Consider the following 15,471-nt stretch of genomic DNA (forward strand, 5'->3'; position numbering starts at 1 on the left):
CAGCAAAGGAATGCCTCATTGGACGCTCTGCGTCTGCTCTTGGGACGCGGAGCGTCCCGGGCTGCATTCCCACGCAAAGCGTGGGAACGATCAGAACCCTAACCCTCCGGACGCAAAATCAACACACCCAACGGCGGCAGGTTCAACACCAGTGAGAGGGCCTGGCCATGGCTCGGTTCTTCGTCGGTGAACGCCCCGCCACCGTTGCCGTAATTGGACCCGGCATAGGTGTCGGCATCGCTGTTGAGCAATTCGACCCAGCGCCCCGCGAACGGTACGCCGACGCGGTAGGACTGACGCGGTACCGGGGTGAAGTTGGCCACCACCAGCACCGGTCGCCCGTCCTTGCTCCAGCGCAGCCAGGCATAAACGCTGTTGACCGCATCGTCGCCAATCAACCACTGAAAGCCTTGCGGCGCATCGTCCTGATCGTGCAGTGCCGGCTCTTCGCGATACAACCGATTCAGGTCACCAACCAGTTTGCGCACACCCTGGTGTTCCGGGTATTGCAGTAAATACCAATCCAGCTGCTGATCGTGATTCCACTCCCGCCACTGGCCGAACTCGCAGCCCATGAACAGCAGTTTTTTGCCGGGATGCGTCCACATGAAACTCAGGTAAGCTCGCAGGTTGGCAAACTTCTGCCAGCGGTCGCCGGGCATCTTGTCGATCAACGAATGCTTGCCATGCACCACTTCGTCGTGGGAAATCGGCAGGATGAAGCGCTCGGACCAGGCATACACCAGGCCGAAACTCAGCTCGTTGTGATGATGGGCGCGATACACCGGATCCTGCTGAATGTAATGCAGCGAGTCGTGCATCCAGCCCATGTTCCATTTATAGGCAAAACCCAGCCCGCCCTGTTGCGTGCTTTGGCTGACCCCCGGCCACGCCGTGGATTCTTCGGCAATTATCAGCGCACCAGGCGTTTCCAGGGCCACCACATCGTTGAGATGGCGGACAAAATCAATGGCCTCCAGATTCTCCCGTCCGCCGTGACGATTGGGCACCCATTCGCCGGCCTTGCGCGAGTAATCGCGGTACAGCATCGACGCCACTGCGTCCACACGCAGGCCATCGACGTGGAAATGCCGGAGCCAATGCAGCGCCGATGCCAGCATGTAGCCGTGCACCTCGGTGCGGCCCAGGTTGTAGATCAGCGTGTCCCAGTCCTGGTGAAAACCTTCCTGCGGGTTGCCGTATTCATACAACGCGGTCCCGTCGAATTGCGCCAGGCCGTGGGTATCGGTGGGGAAATGCGCCGGCACCCAATCGAGGATCACGCCAATCTCGGCCTGGTGACAGGCATTGACGAACACGGCGAAGTCATCCGGCGTGCCGTAACGGGCGCTCGGGGCGAATTGCGACAGCAGTTGATAACCCCAGGAGCCACCGAACGGATGCTCCATGATCGGCATCAGTTCGATGTGGGTGAAACCCAGCTCCTTCACGTAAGGAATCAGCCGCTCGGCCAACTCGGGCCAGGTGTACTGACGGGCGACTTCGCCCAGGTCATCCAGCTCGCATTGCCAGGAACCGGCGTGCAACTCGTAAATCGACAGCGGTGCACTGGTTCGCTGACGCTCGCCGCGCGACTGCATCCAGGCGTGGTCGTGCCAGTCGTTTTTCAGCGGCGAGGCGACTTTTGAGGCGGTGTCCGGCGGCAGTGCGGTGGCGAGCGCCATCGGGTCGGCCTTGAGCGGCAGAATGCCGTGGGCACCAAGGATCTCGTATTTGTAGAGCTCCCCCGCTTGCAAGCGCGGAATGAACAACTCCCAGACACCGGTAGGGTGACGCAGGCGCATCGGATGGCGGCGACCGTCCCAGACGTTGAAATCGCCAACCACCGAGACCCTTTTGGCGTTCGGCGCCCACACGGCGAAGCGCACGCCATCCACCCCATCGACCGTCTTCAACTGCGCGCCGAGGCAGCTGCTCAGGTCGCGGTGATTGCCCTCGGCGAACAGGTACAAGTCCATCTCGCCGAGTAACGGGCCAAAGCTGTAAGGGTCCTCGGCGAGTTGCTCGCCACCGGCCCAGCGGGTTCGCAACAGGTAGGGTCGGGACCGCTCGAAGTGCCCGACGAACAGCCCCGGGGTTTGGGTGGTCTCAAGGCTGCCGAGCTCTTCCCCGGATTCTTTGTCCACCACCTGCACGCTCAAAGCGTCCGGTAGATAGGCTCGAATGAATTGCCCGCCAGCGCCATCGCCGTGCGGGCCGAGAATTGCGAAGGGATCCCGATGCTCAGCGCGTACTAATGCGTCGATATCCCGCGCCCTGGGCAGCAGCGCCTCTTTAACGTGCCCCTGTTCCTTGTTCGAGATACTCATGACTACTCTCCACCAAGATCGGAAAAGGGTTTAAGCCCACTCAATAACCCGTACAGACCGTGCAACGGCACGGGCAGCCAGGTGGGGCGATTTTCAGCCTCATAGGCCACTTCATAAGCTGCCTTCTCCAGACTGAACAACGCCAGCGCGGCGTCCTCGCCTTCAGGATCTTGCCATGCATGAGCAAGACTAGCTGCCGCCAACCGATAAGCGTCGACAAATGCTTGCCTTGCCTCTTTCAGATAACGCTCGGCAACCCGTTGACGCGCCTCTTGGGCGGCGGCGGTGTTATCGACGTTATGCACGTTGATCGTCATCGCCGCGGCGTAATCGAAGGAGCGCAACACGCCGCTGACATCTTTATAAGGGCTGTGCTTGCCCCGACGCTCATGCAGCGGCCGCGCCGGTTCACCTTCGAAATCGATCAGGTAGGCATCGCCCTTGATCACCAGCACCTGTCCCAGGTGCAAGTCACCATGGACGCGAATGCGCAGGCCCCCAACAGCCTGTTTACCCAGGTCCTGAACATGGCTCAGGATGGCTTTTTTGTTGTCCAGCAAGCGACTGACCAAGGCCTGATCCACGGCGTTCAGTTCAGTTGAATGCTGCTTGAGCAACTTCAGGGCATACTCCAGTTGCGCCGCCACATCTTTGGCCGAGGCCAGGGCATCTTTCTGGGTGGTGATCTGTGGGGCAAAGTCCGGGTTGGCGCTCGGGGCGGCCAACACCTCATGCATTTCCCCCAGGCGTTGGCCGAGCATGCCGGCAAAATCCTTCAGCTCGCCGAGGGCGTTGTAGTGCTGCTCCTGTTCCGACACGGCATCAGCGAGTTCATCGCGCAGTGCCCGTTCGAGGTTATTCTGGGTCCACTCCCACGCATCGCCCTGATTACTCAAATAGCCTTGGGCGATCATCAACAGCGTGTCCTCGCCCGCCGCGTCGCGACGAATCACCGCCCCCAGCAGCGGCGAAATATTCTGGAAACCGGCATGGGTCAGGTACGCACTCATTTCCAGTTCCGGGTGCACCCCAGACGCGACCTTGCGGATCAGTTTCAGCACCAGGCTGCTGCCGATCACCACCGAACTGTTGGATTGCTCGGCGGACAGGTACCGCACCTCCGACTCGGCCGTCAGGCCAAGTCTGGCCAGTTCGTCGGTAGGCTCGAAGCGGATCTCGCCGCCATCCGATGACAACAGCATCCCGGCCTGCATGCTCTGTAACACCGCATGAACAAAGCTATCCAGACTGAAGGCGTCGGTGATCAAACCGACCTGACGCCCACGCCGGACCCTGGCCAGCGCCAATTGCTGAGGCAAGGCCGCACCCACCTGTTCCTCGGAAATAAAACCAAACGGCAATTGGTAACGGCTGGTCTGACCGCCGCTGGTGACGTCGATTTCACCCAACAACACCGGATGCTGCGGGTCGCCGAAACGCACGCCGTAAGCGAGGTTGACGTTGTCGATGACTCCGTCTTTGCCGGCGTACCAGCGGCGATTCTGCAACCAGTTCGGCAGGATGCCCTGTTCCAGGGTATGGCGGGACGGCGCTTCGAGCAGCTCTTCCATGCGTTTCTTCAGCACCAGGGTGGTGAAGTCCGGCAGGCTTTGCGCCGGCTCCACGTGCCAGCTCGGCATCTGGTTTTCCGCCGCCAGCCCGAACCAATAGAAACCGTAAGGCGCCAGCGTCAGCAGGAAAGTCAGCTGGCCGATAGGCGGAAACGCATTGCCGCCGAGCATCTCCACCGGGACCATGCCGACATAAGCCGACAGATCCAGCTCCACCGCTTGCGCACTACGGGACACGTTGGCCACACACAGAATGATCTCGTGCTTGCCGTCCGCGCCGGTGAATTCGCGGGTATACGCCAGAATCCGTCGATTGCTCGGCGAGAGCATTTTCAACGTGCCGCGACCGAAGGCCTTGGACTGCTTGCGCACCGCGAGCATACGTCGGTTCCAGTTCAACAACGAATGGGGGTCACCGGCCTGGGTTTCGACGTTGACCGACAGGTAGCCATAGAGCGGGTCCATGATCGGCGGCAGCACCAGGCTGGCCGGGTCGGCGCGGGAAAAACCGCCGTTGCGGTCGATCGACCACTGCATCGGCGTGCGCACACCGTCGCGGTCGCCGAGGTAGATGTTGTCGCCCATGCCGATTTCGTCGCCGTAATACAGGGTCGGCGTGCCGGGCATCGACAGCAGCAGGCTGTTGAGCAGTTCCACGCGGCGGCGATCACGCTCCAGCAACGGCGCCAGACGCCGGCGAATACCCAGGTTGATCCGTGCCCGGCGGTCGGCGGCGTAGTAATTCCACAGGTAATCGCGCTCCCGGTCGGTGACCATTTCCAGGGTCAGCTCATCGTGGTTGCGCAGGAAAATCGCCCACTGGCAATTGGCCGGGATTTCCGGGGTCTGGCGTAAAATATCGGTGATCGGGAAGCGATCTTCCTGAGCCAGCGCCATGTACATGCGCGGCATCAACGGGAAGTGAAAGGCCATGTGGCATTCGTCGCCGTTCAAGCCCTTGGCGTCGGTGTCACCGAAGTACAGCTGCGTGTCTTCCGGCCACTGATTGGCCTCGGCCAACAGCATGCGGTCGGGGTAATTGGCGTCGATCTCGGCACGGATCTGCTTGAGGACGTCGTGGGTCTCGGGCAGGTTTTCATTGTTGGTGCCGTCGCGCTCGATCAGGTACGGGATCGCGTCCAGCCGCAGCCCGTCGATGCCCATGTCGAGCCAGTAACGCATCACCGACAGTACCGCTTTCATTACCTGCGGGTTGTCGAAATTCAGGTCTGGCTGGTGGGAATAGAAACGGTGCCAGAAGTACTGACCGGCCACCGGATCCCAGGTCCAGTTGGACTTTTCGGTGTCGAGAAAGATGATGCGGGTGCCGTCGTATTTCTGATCGTTATCGGACCAGACATAGAAGTCTCGGGCCGCCGAACCGGGCTTGGCCTTGCGCGCGCGCTGGAACCATGGGTGCTGGTCCGAGGTGTGATTGATGACCAGCTCGGTGATTACCCGCAGGCCACGTTTGTGGGCCTCGGAAATGAAGCGTTTGGCATCGGCCAGAGTGCCGTAGTCGGCATGCACGCCACGGTATTCGGCGATGTCGTAACCGTCGTCGCGCCGTGGCGAAGGGTAGAACGGCAATAGCCAGATGGTATTGACACCCAAGTCGGCAATGTAATCGAGCTTGGCGATAAGGCCGGGAAAGTCGCCGATCCCGTCGTTGTTGGAGTCGAAAAAAGACTTAACGTGAACCTGGTAGATCACCGCATCCTTGTACCAGAGCGGGTCCTTGATGAAGGTGGCTGACCTGGGTTTCTTCGCCATTTGAAACTCCTGTTAATACTAGAGAACGCCTTGGCCGAGATCATTCCCACGCTCTGCGTGGGAATGCATCCAGTGACGCTCTGCGTCACAGCGGCGGACGCAGAGCGTCCAGGGCGGCATTCCCACGCAGAGCGTGGGAACGATCATGACGGTGCGGTAATCCTCCAAATCCCGAACGGCAGATGCCACGGTTCGATCCGCATGAACTGGTACTTGCCGTGCCAGGTCCAGCGGTGACCGTTCATCAGGTCTTCGCCCTGGGTGCTGGCCTCGTCGGGCAAACCCATTTCCCACAGCGGCAATTCGAAGTTCGCCTCCTGTGCGTGATGCGGATCGAGGCTGACCGCCACCAGAATGAAATTGCTGCCGTCAACGCTGCGTTTGCCGAAGTACAGAATGTTGTCGTTCCAGGCGTTGTAGACCTTCAGGCCCAGGTGCGTGTGCAGTGCCGGGTTCTGCCGACGGATGCGGTTGAGCTGGGCGATCTCGGCAATGATGTTGCCCGGCGCGTTGAAGTCCCTGGGGCGGATTTCGTACTTTTCGGAATTGAGGTATTCCTCCCGGCCCGAAACCGGTGCCGCTTCACACAGTTCAAAACCCGAATACATGCCCCACAGGCCGGAACCCATGGTCGCCAGCGCCGCACGGATGAGAAAACCGGGGCGCCCGGACTCATGTAGAAAAGTGGGGTTGATATCTGGCGTGTTGACGAAGAAATTCGGCCGGTAACACTCACGCCACGGCGACTCGTTGAGTTCGGTGAAATAGGTTGCCAGCTCGGTTTTGGTGTTGCGCCAAGTGAAATAGGTATAGCTCTGGGAATAACCGACCTTGCCCAGGCGCGCCATCATCGCCGGCGTGGTAAAGGCTTCGGCCAGGAAGATCACCTCGGGGTACAGCGCCCGCACATCGGCGATCAGCCACTGCCAGAACGGCAACGGTTTGGTGTGAGGATTGTCGACGCGAAACAGCTTCACGCCCTCCTCGACCCAACCCACGACGACATCGCGCAACTCGATCCACAGGCTGGGAATCGCGTCCACGGCATAGAAATCGACGTTGACGATGTCCTGGTATTTCTTCGGCGGGTTCTCGGCGTATTTGATCGTGCCGTCCGGCCGCCAGTTGAACCAGCCCGGGTGCTGTTTGAGCCACGGATGGTCCTGGGAACACTGAATCGCAAAGTCGAGAGCGATTTCCAGCCCATGCTCGGCAGCGGCCGCGACGAGCCGACGAAAATCCTCGCGCGTACCCAGTTCCGAGTGAATAGCCTCATGCCCGCCCTCTTCGCTGCCGATGGCGTAAGGGCTGCCCGGATCGTCGGGGCCGGCGATCAACGCGTTGTTCGGGCCTTTGCGATAGCTGCGACCGATCGGGTGGATCGGCGTGAAATACAGCACGTCGAAGCCCATGTCCTGGATCATCGGAAGCCGCGAATGCACATCGTTGAAAGTGCCGTGGCGGGCCGGATCATCAGTGATCGAGCGCGGAAACAGTTCATACCAGCTGGCGAACTGCGCCAGCGCTCGCTCCACGTCCACCGGGAATTCAGGGCTCAGGCTCAGGAACGGGCGATGGTCGGCCTGGGCCATCAAGTCTGCGCTGCGTTGGTGCAGAAACAACGCGACCTGCTCGGTTTCGAGCAGACCGGACAATTCATGGTGCAACGCCGCCAGCTGTTCACTGAGCTGGCCTTCGGAACGTTCGGCCGCCTGCTGAACGTGAGTGCGCCCTTCCTGCAGCTCCAGGCTGACCGAGACGCCAGCGACGTGCTTTTTCTCCAGCTCATAACAAAAGCTGGCGAACTGATCGATCCAGGCTTCGAGGCAGAACACATAGCGCCCCTGCTTTTTGACACGAAACTGGCCCTGCCAGCCGTTATTGCCCAGTTCGGTCATCACCTCGCTCTGCCAGGTGTCCTCGCCATCGGCACGCCAACGGATGCGCACGGCCAGTTTGTCGTGACCGTCGGCAAACACTTTGCTGGTCACCACCACGTCCTGATCAATCACGGCTTTAACGGCGAATTGCCCGCCATCGAGGGTCGGCAGGGTGTTTTCAATCACGATCCGCGGTAGCAGTAACGCCTGCGACAGCGGTATATGCGGGTTGTAGCTCAGTTCGGTGGGTTTCTCAGCGGTCATCGAGCATCTCTCCTTAACGCCCCAAGGACGCTCTTGTGCCTGATCGTCGCTCATGTGAAGCGGTCTGCCCCGACATGAACTCACTTAAGTTCCGAACAACAGGCGACGCTAAAAGTTCAGAAGGATTTGCCAAGTCTTTCGGGGAATCAAATTCCCTGAGTACGGGTCAATCAACTTAAGCACGACTCACGCCATCTGCCACTGGAGACTGTTTCGATGAGTATTCCTATCCCCGCCGAGACACCCGATCCGAACATCGATGAGCCGACGATTCCGCCCATACCCCCAACCCCGCCGACCGAACCCGGGCCCATCCCAGAGCAGGAACCGCCAGGCACCAGCCCGCCACCCCGGGAAGAGCCGCCGAGCTCCCAGCCGCCGGAAATCGTGCATCCGTAAACTGCATGAAGGTTCAATTACGGGTTTCGATCCTTTTCAATTTGGCGCACGACGATAGGCATCACACCGAGAATCACCAACGCCAACAACGTACTAAGCACCGCAGTCGCCTCGCGGCCCAATCCGGCCGAAACGCCAATGGCTGCCGTCATCCACAAACCGGCGGCGGTGGTCAGGCCTTTGACATGGCCTTCATCGCCATCGGCGTTTTTCAGGATAGTTCCGGCACCGAGAAAGCCGATGCCGGCAATCACGCCTTGTACCACCCGGCTCATGGCATCGGCCTGGGATCCTGACATTTGCGGCACCAGCACAAACAACGCCGCGCCCAGCGCCACCAGCATATGGGTGCGTACCCCGGCGGCTTTGCCCTTGTGTTCACGCTCAAACCCCAGAATGCCGCCCAACAGCGCTGCGATCAGCAGGCGGACGATAATCTGGGTAAATTGTTTCGCATCGCCAATATCGGCGAACTCCGCTTGCAATGTCACCCAAACCTCGTGCCACCAGGCTTCCATGGCGCAGTCCTTGTGATGATTTAACGACTCGATAATGGATGGACCGTGTGCACCATTAATCGGTTGCACAGAACGATGACCGGCGGATGCGTCCTAACGCTTCAGTACCGCTGAAAAAGGGACACCGCCATGACCGTGCGCATCGAAAACCAGACCTGCTTCTTTATCACCAAGAACGGCGAAGAAATTCGTCTTTGTCCCGACGTCACCATCGTCACCGACCCGGAAAAATCCATGTCGATGGTCGACCTCGACGGCCAGCACATCTACATCACCGAAGCAGAAGCTGATGCATTGACCGTAGCAGGCGCCGTGGACGGTCGTCGGCACTTGAAGGCCACAGACCGTGGTTCGGTGATTTGACTGACCTGCATCAACACACGCCGCAAACACCTGACATAGGTGTTTGCGGCCAGCCGCTGCGGGTGCATCAGGTTGTTGCGGGCGCGCGCTGGCGACCCATCTGATCCGCTTTTTATCGTTTTAGGTGAGTCTGTTATGCAAACAGATCGCGGGTCATAGTGCTCAGGCCTGATGGAGGCTGATGAGCGACAGACCATGAGCGATAGAATTCCCGTCCGAACCGTTGAACCTGCCTCATTTATAAAAAACAATGAGCCTTTGCGTCCAAAGATAAAGGCCAAATCCAGCGACAACCTGATCCACACTCGCAGCTTCACGGGTTTGTTCCGCACCCTGCGCATGAGCGGCACGGGGTTTCTGTTTTTGCTGTTTTTCGGCACGGTATGGCTGAACTGGGGCGGCCGCCAGGCGGTGCTCTGGGACCTTTCCGAAAGCAAATTTCACATCTTCGGCGCGACCTTCTGGCCGCAGGATTTCATTCTGCTCTCGGCATTGCTGATCATCGCTGCCTTCGGCCTGTTTGCGATCACCGTGTTCGCAGGCCGTGTCTGGTGCGGATACACCTGCCCGCAAAGTTCCTGGACCTGGGTCTTCATGTGGTGCGAGAAGCTCACCGAAGGCGAGCGCAACCAGCGCATCAAACTGCAAGCCGCGCCCTGGGGCTTGAACAAACTGCTCCGCCGCTCGGCCAAACACACCTTGTGGCTGGCCATCAGCCTGCTCACCGGCCTGACCTTTGTCGGCTACTTCACACCGATCCGTCCGCTGGCCGAAGAATTGCTGACCTTGCAGATCGGCGGTGTCAGCCTGTTCTGGGTACTGTTTTTCACCGGCGCCACTTACATCAACGCCGGCTGGTTGCGCGAAGCGGTGTGCATGCACATGTGCCCGTATGCGCGGTTCCAGAGCGTGATGTTCGACAAAGACACCCTGACGATTTCCTACGACGTGGCCCGCGGCGAAAACCGTGGCCCGCGCAAACGTGACGTCAAACCCGCCGACGTCGGCTTGGGTGACTGCATCGACTGCCAGTTGTGCGTGCAGGTCTGCCCGACCGGCATCGACATCCGCGACGGCTTGCAGATGGAATGCATCGGTTGCGCCGCATGCATCGACGCCTGCGATTCGATCATGGACAAAATGGGCTATGCCCGTGGGCTGATCAGCTACACCTCGGAACATGAGTTGCAGGGTGGCAAGACCCACCTGCTGCGCCCGCGCTTGATCGGTTACACCGCGGTGCTGCTGGTGATGATCGGCGCCCTCGCCCTGGCGCTGGTGGAACGGCCGATGGTGTCGCTGGACGTGAGCAAGGACCGTGGCCTGTTCCGCGAGAACAGTGAAGGCCAGATCGAAAACATCTACAGCCTGAAGGTCATCAACAAAACCCAGCAACGTCAGGACTATCGATTGACGCTGGTCGATGGCGACGGCTTCCAGCTGCAAGGCAAAACCGAACTGAGCCTGGCCCCCGGTGAGATCGTCGACGTGCCGGTGTCGGTGGCGATGACCATGGATCGACCGAGCAGTAGCTCACAGACCATCAGTTTCAAGATTGTCGACAGCGATGAGCCGGAGATCTACAGCGTGGCCAAGAGCCGGTTTGTTGCGCCGATGAACCGCTGAGCCTTTAAGATGCAATCCTTTGTCAGAGGCAGTCCCCTGTCAGATGCGGTCTCTGTGGCGAGGGAGCTTGCTCCCGCTGGGGTGCGAAGCGCCCCCCCAAATTTACGACTGCTACGCAGCCGAGCGGGACGGCGCGGCGATCCGACAAGCTCCCTCGCCACAAAAGGGCACCCATGAATAACTTCAAACCAGGCACTCGATGAAACGCTACGAAAAATTCGCCGACGATATCGCTGAACTGATCCGTTGCGGCGTTCTCGGTCCCGGCCAGCGGGTGCCATCGGTGCGTTACGCCAGCCAGACCTACGGCGTCAGCCCGTCCACGGTGTTCCAGGCCTATTACCTGCTCGAACGCCGTGGCCTGATCCGCGCCCGGCCGCGTTCCGGCTACTTCGTCAATACGCATGCACCGAGTCCGTTCTCGGAGCCGGTGATCAGCAGCCAGGTTAACGAGTCCACCGAAGTCGATGTCAGCGAACTGGTGTTTTCGGTGCTGGACTCAATCAAGGACCCGACTACCGTGCCCTTCGGCTCGGCTTTCCCCAGCCCCACTCTGTTTCCGCTGCAACGCCTGTCTCGCTCGCTGGCCAGTGCCGCCCGGGAAATGGACCCGCGCATGGTGGTCACCGACCTGTCGCCGGGTAACCCGCAACTGCGTCGGCAAATAGCCCTGCGCTACATGGTCGGCGGGCTGATGCTACCCATGGAAGAACTGCTGATCACCAACGGCGCCCTCGAAGCCCTGAACCTGTGCCTGCAAGCGGTGACCGAACCCGGTGATCTGGTGGCCATCGAAGCCCCCGCGTTCTACGCCAGCCTGCAAGTGCTGGAACGGTTGAAGCTCAAAGCAGTGGAAATTCCCGTCCACCCGCGAGACGGCATCGATCTCGGCGTGCTCGCCCAAACCCTGGAGCGGCATCCGATCAAGGCCTGCTGGTGCATGACCAGTTTCCAGAACCCCATGGGCGCGACCATGCCCGAGGCAAAAAAGCTGGAACTGGTGGAGTTGTTGCGTAGCCATCAGGTGCCGCTGATCGAGGACGACGTCTACGCCGAGCTTTATTACGGCCAACAGGCGCCAAAACCGGCCAAGGCTTTCGATAGTGACGGTCTGGTGATGCACTGTGGATCGTTCGCCAAGAGCCTGGCCCCCGGCTACCGCATCGGCTGGGTCGCCGCCGGGCGCTATGCACAGAAAATCGAACGCCTGAAACTGATGACCTCACTTTGCGCCTCGATGCCCGCCCAGGCCGCCATCGCCGATTATCTGCAGCACGGCGGCTACGACCGGCACCTGCGCAAACTGCGTTACGCCCTGGAAGAACAGCAAAGCGCCATGCTCGCCGCCATCGCCCGTTACTTCCCGGCGCAAACACGCGTCAGCCAACCGGCCGGCGGTTATTTCCTGTGGCTGGAACTGCCGCCGCAAATGGATTCGCTGAAGTTGTTTCAGATGGCGTTGGCACAAGGGATCAGCATCGCGCCGGGGCCGATTTTTTCAGCGACCCAGCGATTCAGGAATTGTATTCGGCTGAATTATGGGAGCCCCTGGACTGAGGATTCGGAGAAGGCGATGGAGACGTTAGGGCGGATTGTCAGATCTTTCTAAAATCAAAAGATCTTGCCCCTGATCTTACCGCCCACCGCCGAGATCAACAAAAGTCCCCGTTGCATAAGAAGCCTTATCCGACAACAACCACACAATCGCCTCCGCCACTTCATCCGGCCGCCCACCGCGAGCCATCGGGATCGCCGATTCCAGCTTGCTGACCCGGTCCGGATCGCCGCTCAATGCATGGAAATCGGTGTAGATGTAACCCGGCCGCACGGCATTGACGCGAATCCCCTCGCCCGCCACTTCCTTGGACAGACCGATGGTGAAGGTGTCCAACGCGCCTTTGGACGCGGCGTAATCCACGTACTCGTTGGGTGCCCCCAAACGCGAGGCAACCGACGACACATTGACGATGCTGCCACCCTGCCCGCCATGCTTGGGTGACATGCGCAAAATGGCGTGTTTGGCGCAGAGGATCGGCGCCAGGACGTTGGTTTTGAGGATTTTCAGAATACGGAACTCAGACATTTCGTCGACCCGCGACTTTTGCCCGACGGTGCCGGCATTGTTCACCAGCGCCGTGACCCGGCCCAGTTCAGTGTCCACGCGGTGGAACAGACCGATCACTTCGTCTTCGATGCTGACATCGGCGCGTACCGCAATGGCCTGGGCGCCGAGTGCGCGGACTTGCTCCAGTACACTGAGGGCTGCCTGTTCGTCGGACTGATAGTTGATACAGATCCGATAGCCCTGCTCGGCGGCTAGCAGGGCCGTGGCGGCGCCAATTCCGCGGCTGCCGCCGGTGATGACGATGACTTTGTCCATGCTGGCTTCTCCCCCGTTCCAAGCGTAAGCAGTCGGGGCCAAGAATAACCGCCATTTCGCGGTTTTGCATGAACCTGTGTCAATTCCAATCCCACAAATCTGTGCGGTACATCAGATAAATCGAGGTGTCTGGTTTACGACTGCTACGCAGCCGAACGGGACGGTGCGGCGATCCGACAAGCTCCCTCGCCACAGGGGTCCATCAGCCAGTAGCCGATTGCTCTGCACGGTGAATATCGGCCATGAAACGATCAGCAGGCAGCGGGTGCCCCAGCAGGTAGCCCTGCAACGAGTCGCAGCCCAATTGGGTCAGGAAATCTTGCTGGACATCGGTTTCCACCCCTTCGGCGACGATCCGCAAGCCCAATGCCTGTCCCAGCGCAACGATGGCCGAAACGATGGCCGCGTCGTCGCTGTCGTGCTCCAGATCGCGAACGAAGCCCCGATCAATCTTCAGTTCATTGGCCGGCAGGCGCTTGAGGTACATCAAACTAGAATAGCCGGTGCCAAAGTCGTCGATGGACAGGTCGACGCCCATTTCCGAGAGTTCCCGCAGTACCGTCATGCTCGCATCGGCGTCGCTCATGGCGGTGGTTTCGGTGATTTCCAGGGTCAGGCTGTTGGCCGGCAAATGATGAGCGGCCAGGGCCTTGGCGACGCTCTGCACCAATCCGACGTGGCAGAACTGCAAGGCTGAGAGGTTCACCGCGATGCGCCAGTCGGTGTAACCGAGTACGTACCACTCGCGCATTTGCCGACAGGCTTCGTTGAGCACCCATTCGCCAATGGGAATGATCAGCCCGGTCTTCTCCGCAAGGTCGATGAACATATCCGGCAGCAATATGCCCTGGGTCGGATGTATCCACCGCAACAGAGCTTCGGCGCCTACCGGCCGGCCATTGCCGGCGTCGAACTTGGGTTGGTAATAGAGACTGAACTGCTGCTGATCGACGGCATTGCGCAGGTCTTGCAGCAACTGCAGCTGTTTGCGCGCGTTGCTGTTCATCGACACGTCGAAGAAGCGGTGGCCGTTTTTCCCTGCGCCCTTGGCGTGGTACATCGCGGCGTCGGCGTTCATCAGCAACTCCTCGGCGGTCTGACCATTGCCCGGATAGAGCGCGATGCCGACGCTGGCGGAAATCTGCAAGTCATGTTCCGCTACCCGGAACGAGCGCCCGATCAGCCCGACCTGACGCGCCGCCAGGTTCAGCGCGTCATTCGCCCCGGCAAGTTGCACCAGCAGCACGAATTCATCGCCGCCGATCCGCGCCAGGGTGTCCTGGCTGCGCAAGTCTTCACGCAGGCGCAGGCTGACCGCACGCAGCAACTGGTCGCCCATGTGGTGCCCAAAAGCATCGTTGACCGGTTTGAAGCCATCCAGATCGATGAACATCAGCGCAAAACAACCGCCCTGCTCCTGCACCCTCGACATCGCCTGATCGATACGGTCGGCCAGCAACACGCGGTTTGGCAGCCCGGTCAGGGTGTCGTGCAGCGCCAGTTGGGTGAGTTCGCGATTGGCCTCGGTCAGCGAGCGGGCCAGGTCCGCGGTGCGAGCTTCCAGGCGCGCATCGAGGATCGATGTCAGCAAGGCAATGCTCAACACCGCCAGGGTGGTGATCAGAACAAGATTATCCAGGCCCTCGCCATTCAGCCCATCGACCGCCGCGCCACAGAAACTGCCGTCGGCAAAGCGCGCCGCCGCCATGCCGGTGTAGTGCATGCCGACGATGGCGATGCCCATGATCACTGCAGCACCGGCGCGAATCAGGCGAACATACGGCGTGTGCCGACGCAAGCGAAACGCGATCCATAACGCCGCGCCCGCCGCACCGACGGCAATCAGCAGCGAGGCACTGAACAGGGTCGGGTCGTAATCGATGCCCGGCTGCATGAGCATGGCGGCCATGCCGGTGTAATGCATCGCGCTGATGCCCGCGCCCATGACCAGCGAGCCGAACCCCAGTTGCCAGGCCGGCAGTTGCGGCTGGCTGACCAGCCACAGGGCAAAACCGCAAGACAGGATCGCAATCAATAGGGACAGCGAGGTCAAGACCGCGTCGAAGCCCAGATCGATCGGTAATGTGAAGGCGAGCATGCCGATGAAATGCATCGACCACACGCCGATCCCCATCGCAAAAGCGCCACCCGCTGTCCACAGATGCACCGCCCGCCCCTTGGACGTGGCGATGCGCCCGGTCAGATCGAGCGCGGTATAAGAGGCGAGTATCGCCACACACAATGATATGAAAACCAGGGTAATGGAATAACTACCGATAAGCATGGGACTTCTCGTGACCGCTCCCGCCGGTTTGCGTAATTCTCGGGGAGCAAAGCCGGCGATTGTACTGATTTCGTGGATGAACG

Annotated in this window: 10 protein-coding genes; 4 read left to right on the top strand and 6 right to left on the bottom strand. The window is 60.2% G+C overall.

Features of this window, described 5'->3' with window-relative positions:
• Nucleotides 1–98: 98 nt before the first annotated feature.
• From glgB to LOY56_RS14180, 3 genes are all read right to left on the bottom strand, one after another.
• Nucleotides 99–2,330 (bottom strand): 1,4-alpha-glucan branching protein GlgB, encoded by a 2,232-nt coding sequence (gene glgB, locus LOY56_RS14170; RefSeq protein WP_258614883.1) that lies wholly within the window; start codon nt 2,328–2,330, stop codon nt 99–101.
• 2 nt (nt 2,331–2,332) lie between these two features.
• The gene (treS, locus tag LOY56_RS14175; RefSeq protein WP_258614884.1) at nt 2,333–5,674 is read right to left on the bottom strand and encodes a maltose alpha-D-glucosyltransferase; all 3,342 of its coding nucleotides are present in this window, start codon (nt 5,672–5,674) and stop codon (nt 2,333–2,335) included.
• A 143-nt stretch (nt 5,675–5,817) separates the two neighbouring features.
• Complete coding sequence (locus LOY56_RS14180; RefSeq protein WP_258614886.1) at nt 5,818–7,818, bottom strand: alpha-1,4-glucan--maltose-1-phosphate maltosyltransferase; 2,001 nt, start codon at nt 7,816–7,818, stop codon at nt 5,818–5,820.
• A 216-nt stretch (nt 7,819–8,034) separates the two neighbouring features.
• Here LOY56_RS14180 and LOY56_RS14185 point away from each other — a divergent pair, with 216 nt between their 5' ends.
• Nucleotides 8,035–8,217 (top strand): hypothetical protein, encoded by a 183-nt coding sequence (locus LOY56_RS14185; protein WP_258614889.1) that lies wholly within the window; start codon nt 8,035–8,037, stop codon nt 8,215–8,217.
• 17 nt (nt 8,218–8,234) lie between these two features.
• Here the strand turns inward: LOY56_RS14185 and LOY56_RS14190 are convergent, their stop codons facing one another.
• Complete coding sequence (locus LOY56_RS14190; protein ID WP_258614890.1) at nt 8,235–8,735, bottom strand: MgtC/SapB family protein; 501 nt, start codon at nt 8,733–8,735, stop codon at nt 8,235–8,237.
• A gap of 129 nt (nt 8,736–8,864) precedes the next feature.
• Between LOY56_RS14190 and LOY56_RS14195 the strand changes: the two genes are divergently transcribed.
• The 3 genes from LOY56_RS14195 to mapR all read left to right on the top strand — a co-directional run bounded on the left by LOY56_RS14195 (nt 8,865) and on the right by mapR (nt 12,333).
• Entirely contained in the window at nt 8,865–9,098 is a 234-nt protein-coding gene (locus LOY56_RS14195; RefSeq protein WP_258614891.1) for a DUF3203 family protein, read from the top strand.
• Nucleotides 9,099–9,293: 195 nt separating this feature from the next.
• Complete coding sequence (gene ccoG / locus LOY56_RS14200) at nt 9,294–10,724, top strand: cytochrome c oxidase accessory protein CcoG (protein ID WP_258614892.1); 1,431 nt, start codon at nt 9,294–9,296, stop codon at nt 10,722–10,724.
• A gap of 199 nt (nt 10,725–10,923) precedes the next feature.
• The gene (gene mapR, locus LOY56_RS14205; RefSeq protein WP_258614893.1) at nt 10,924–12,333 is read left to right on the top strand and encodes a GntR family transcriptional regulator MpaR; all 1,410 of its coding nucleotides are present in this window, start codon (nt 10,924–10,926) and stop codon (nt 12,331–12,333) included.
• Between the two features lie 24 nt (nt 12,334–12,357).
• On the opposite strand, the gene LOY56_RS14210 is transcribed toward mapR, so the two are convergent.
• Together LOY56_RS14210 and LOY56_RS14215 are read right to left on the bottom strand one after the other, a co-directional pair.
• Entirely contained in the window at nt 12,358–13,104 is a 747-nt protein-coding gene (locus LOY56_RS14210; RefSeq protein WP_258614894.1) for an SDR family oxidoreductase, read from the bottom strand.
• 202 nt (nt 13,105–13,306) lie between these two features.
• Nucleotides 13,307–15,388 (bottom strand): bifunctional diguanylate cyclase/phosphodiesterase, encoded by a 2,082-nt coding sequence (locus LOY56_RS14215; protein WP_258614896.1) that lies wholly within the window; start codon nt 15,386–15,388, stop codon nt 13,307–13,309.
• Between the last annotated feature and the right edge of the window lie 83 nt (nt 15,389–15,471).

Source organism: Pseudomonas sp. B21-048 (genome assembly GCF_024748615.1).
Classification (GTDB): Bacteria; Pseudomonadota; Gammaproteobacteria; order Pseudomonadales; family Pseudomonadaceae; genus Aquipseudomonas.

Coding starts and splice junctions, on each gene's coding strand:
- glgB (WP_258614883.1), bottom strand. CDS start 2,330: ATGAGTATCTCGAACAAGGAACAGGGGCACGTTAAAGAGGCGCTGCTG.
- treS (WP_258614884.1), bottom strand. CDS start 5,674: ATGGCGAAGAAACCCAGGTCAGCCACCTTCATCAAGGACCCGCTCTGG.
- LOY56_RS14180 (WP_258614886.1), bottom strand. CDS start 7,818: ATGACCGCTGAGAAACCCACCGAACTGAGCTACAACCCGCATATACCG.
- LOY56_RS14185 (WP_258614889.1), top strand. CDS start 8,035: ATGAGTATTCCTATCCCCGCCGAGACACCCGATCCGAACATCGATGAG.
- LOY56_RS14190 (WP_258614890.1), bottom strand. CDS start 8,735: ATGGAAGCCTGGTGGCACGAGGTTTGGGTGACATTGCAAGCGGAGTTC.
- LOY56_RS14195 (WP_258614891.1), top strand. CDS start 8,865: ATGACCGTGCGCATCGAAAACCAGACCTGCTTCTTTATCACCAAGAAC.
- ccoG (WP_258614892.1), top strand. CDS start 9,294: ATGAGCGATAGAATTCCCGTCCGAACCGTTGAACCTGCCTCATTTATA.
- mapR (WP_258614893.1), top strand. CDS start 10,924: ATGAAACGCTACGAAAAATTCGCCGACGATATCGCTGAACTGATCCGT.
- LOY56_RS14210 (WP_258614894.1), bottom strand. CDS start 13,104: ATGGACAAAGTCATCGTCATCACCGGCGGCAGCCGCGGAATTGGCGCC.
- LOY56_RS14215 (WP_258614896.1), bottom strand. CDS start 15,388: ATGCTTATCGGTAGTTATTCCATTACCCTGGTTTTCATATCATTGTGT.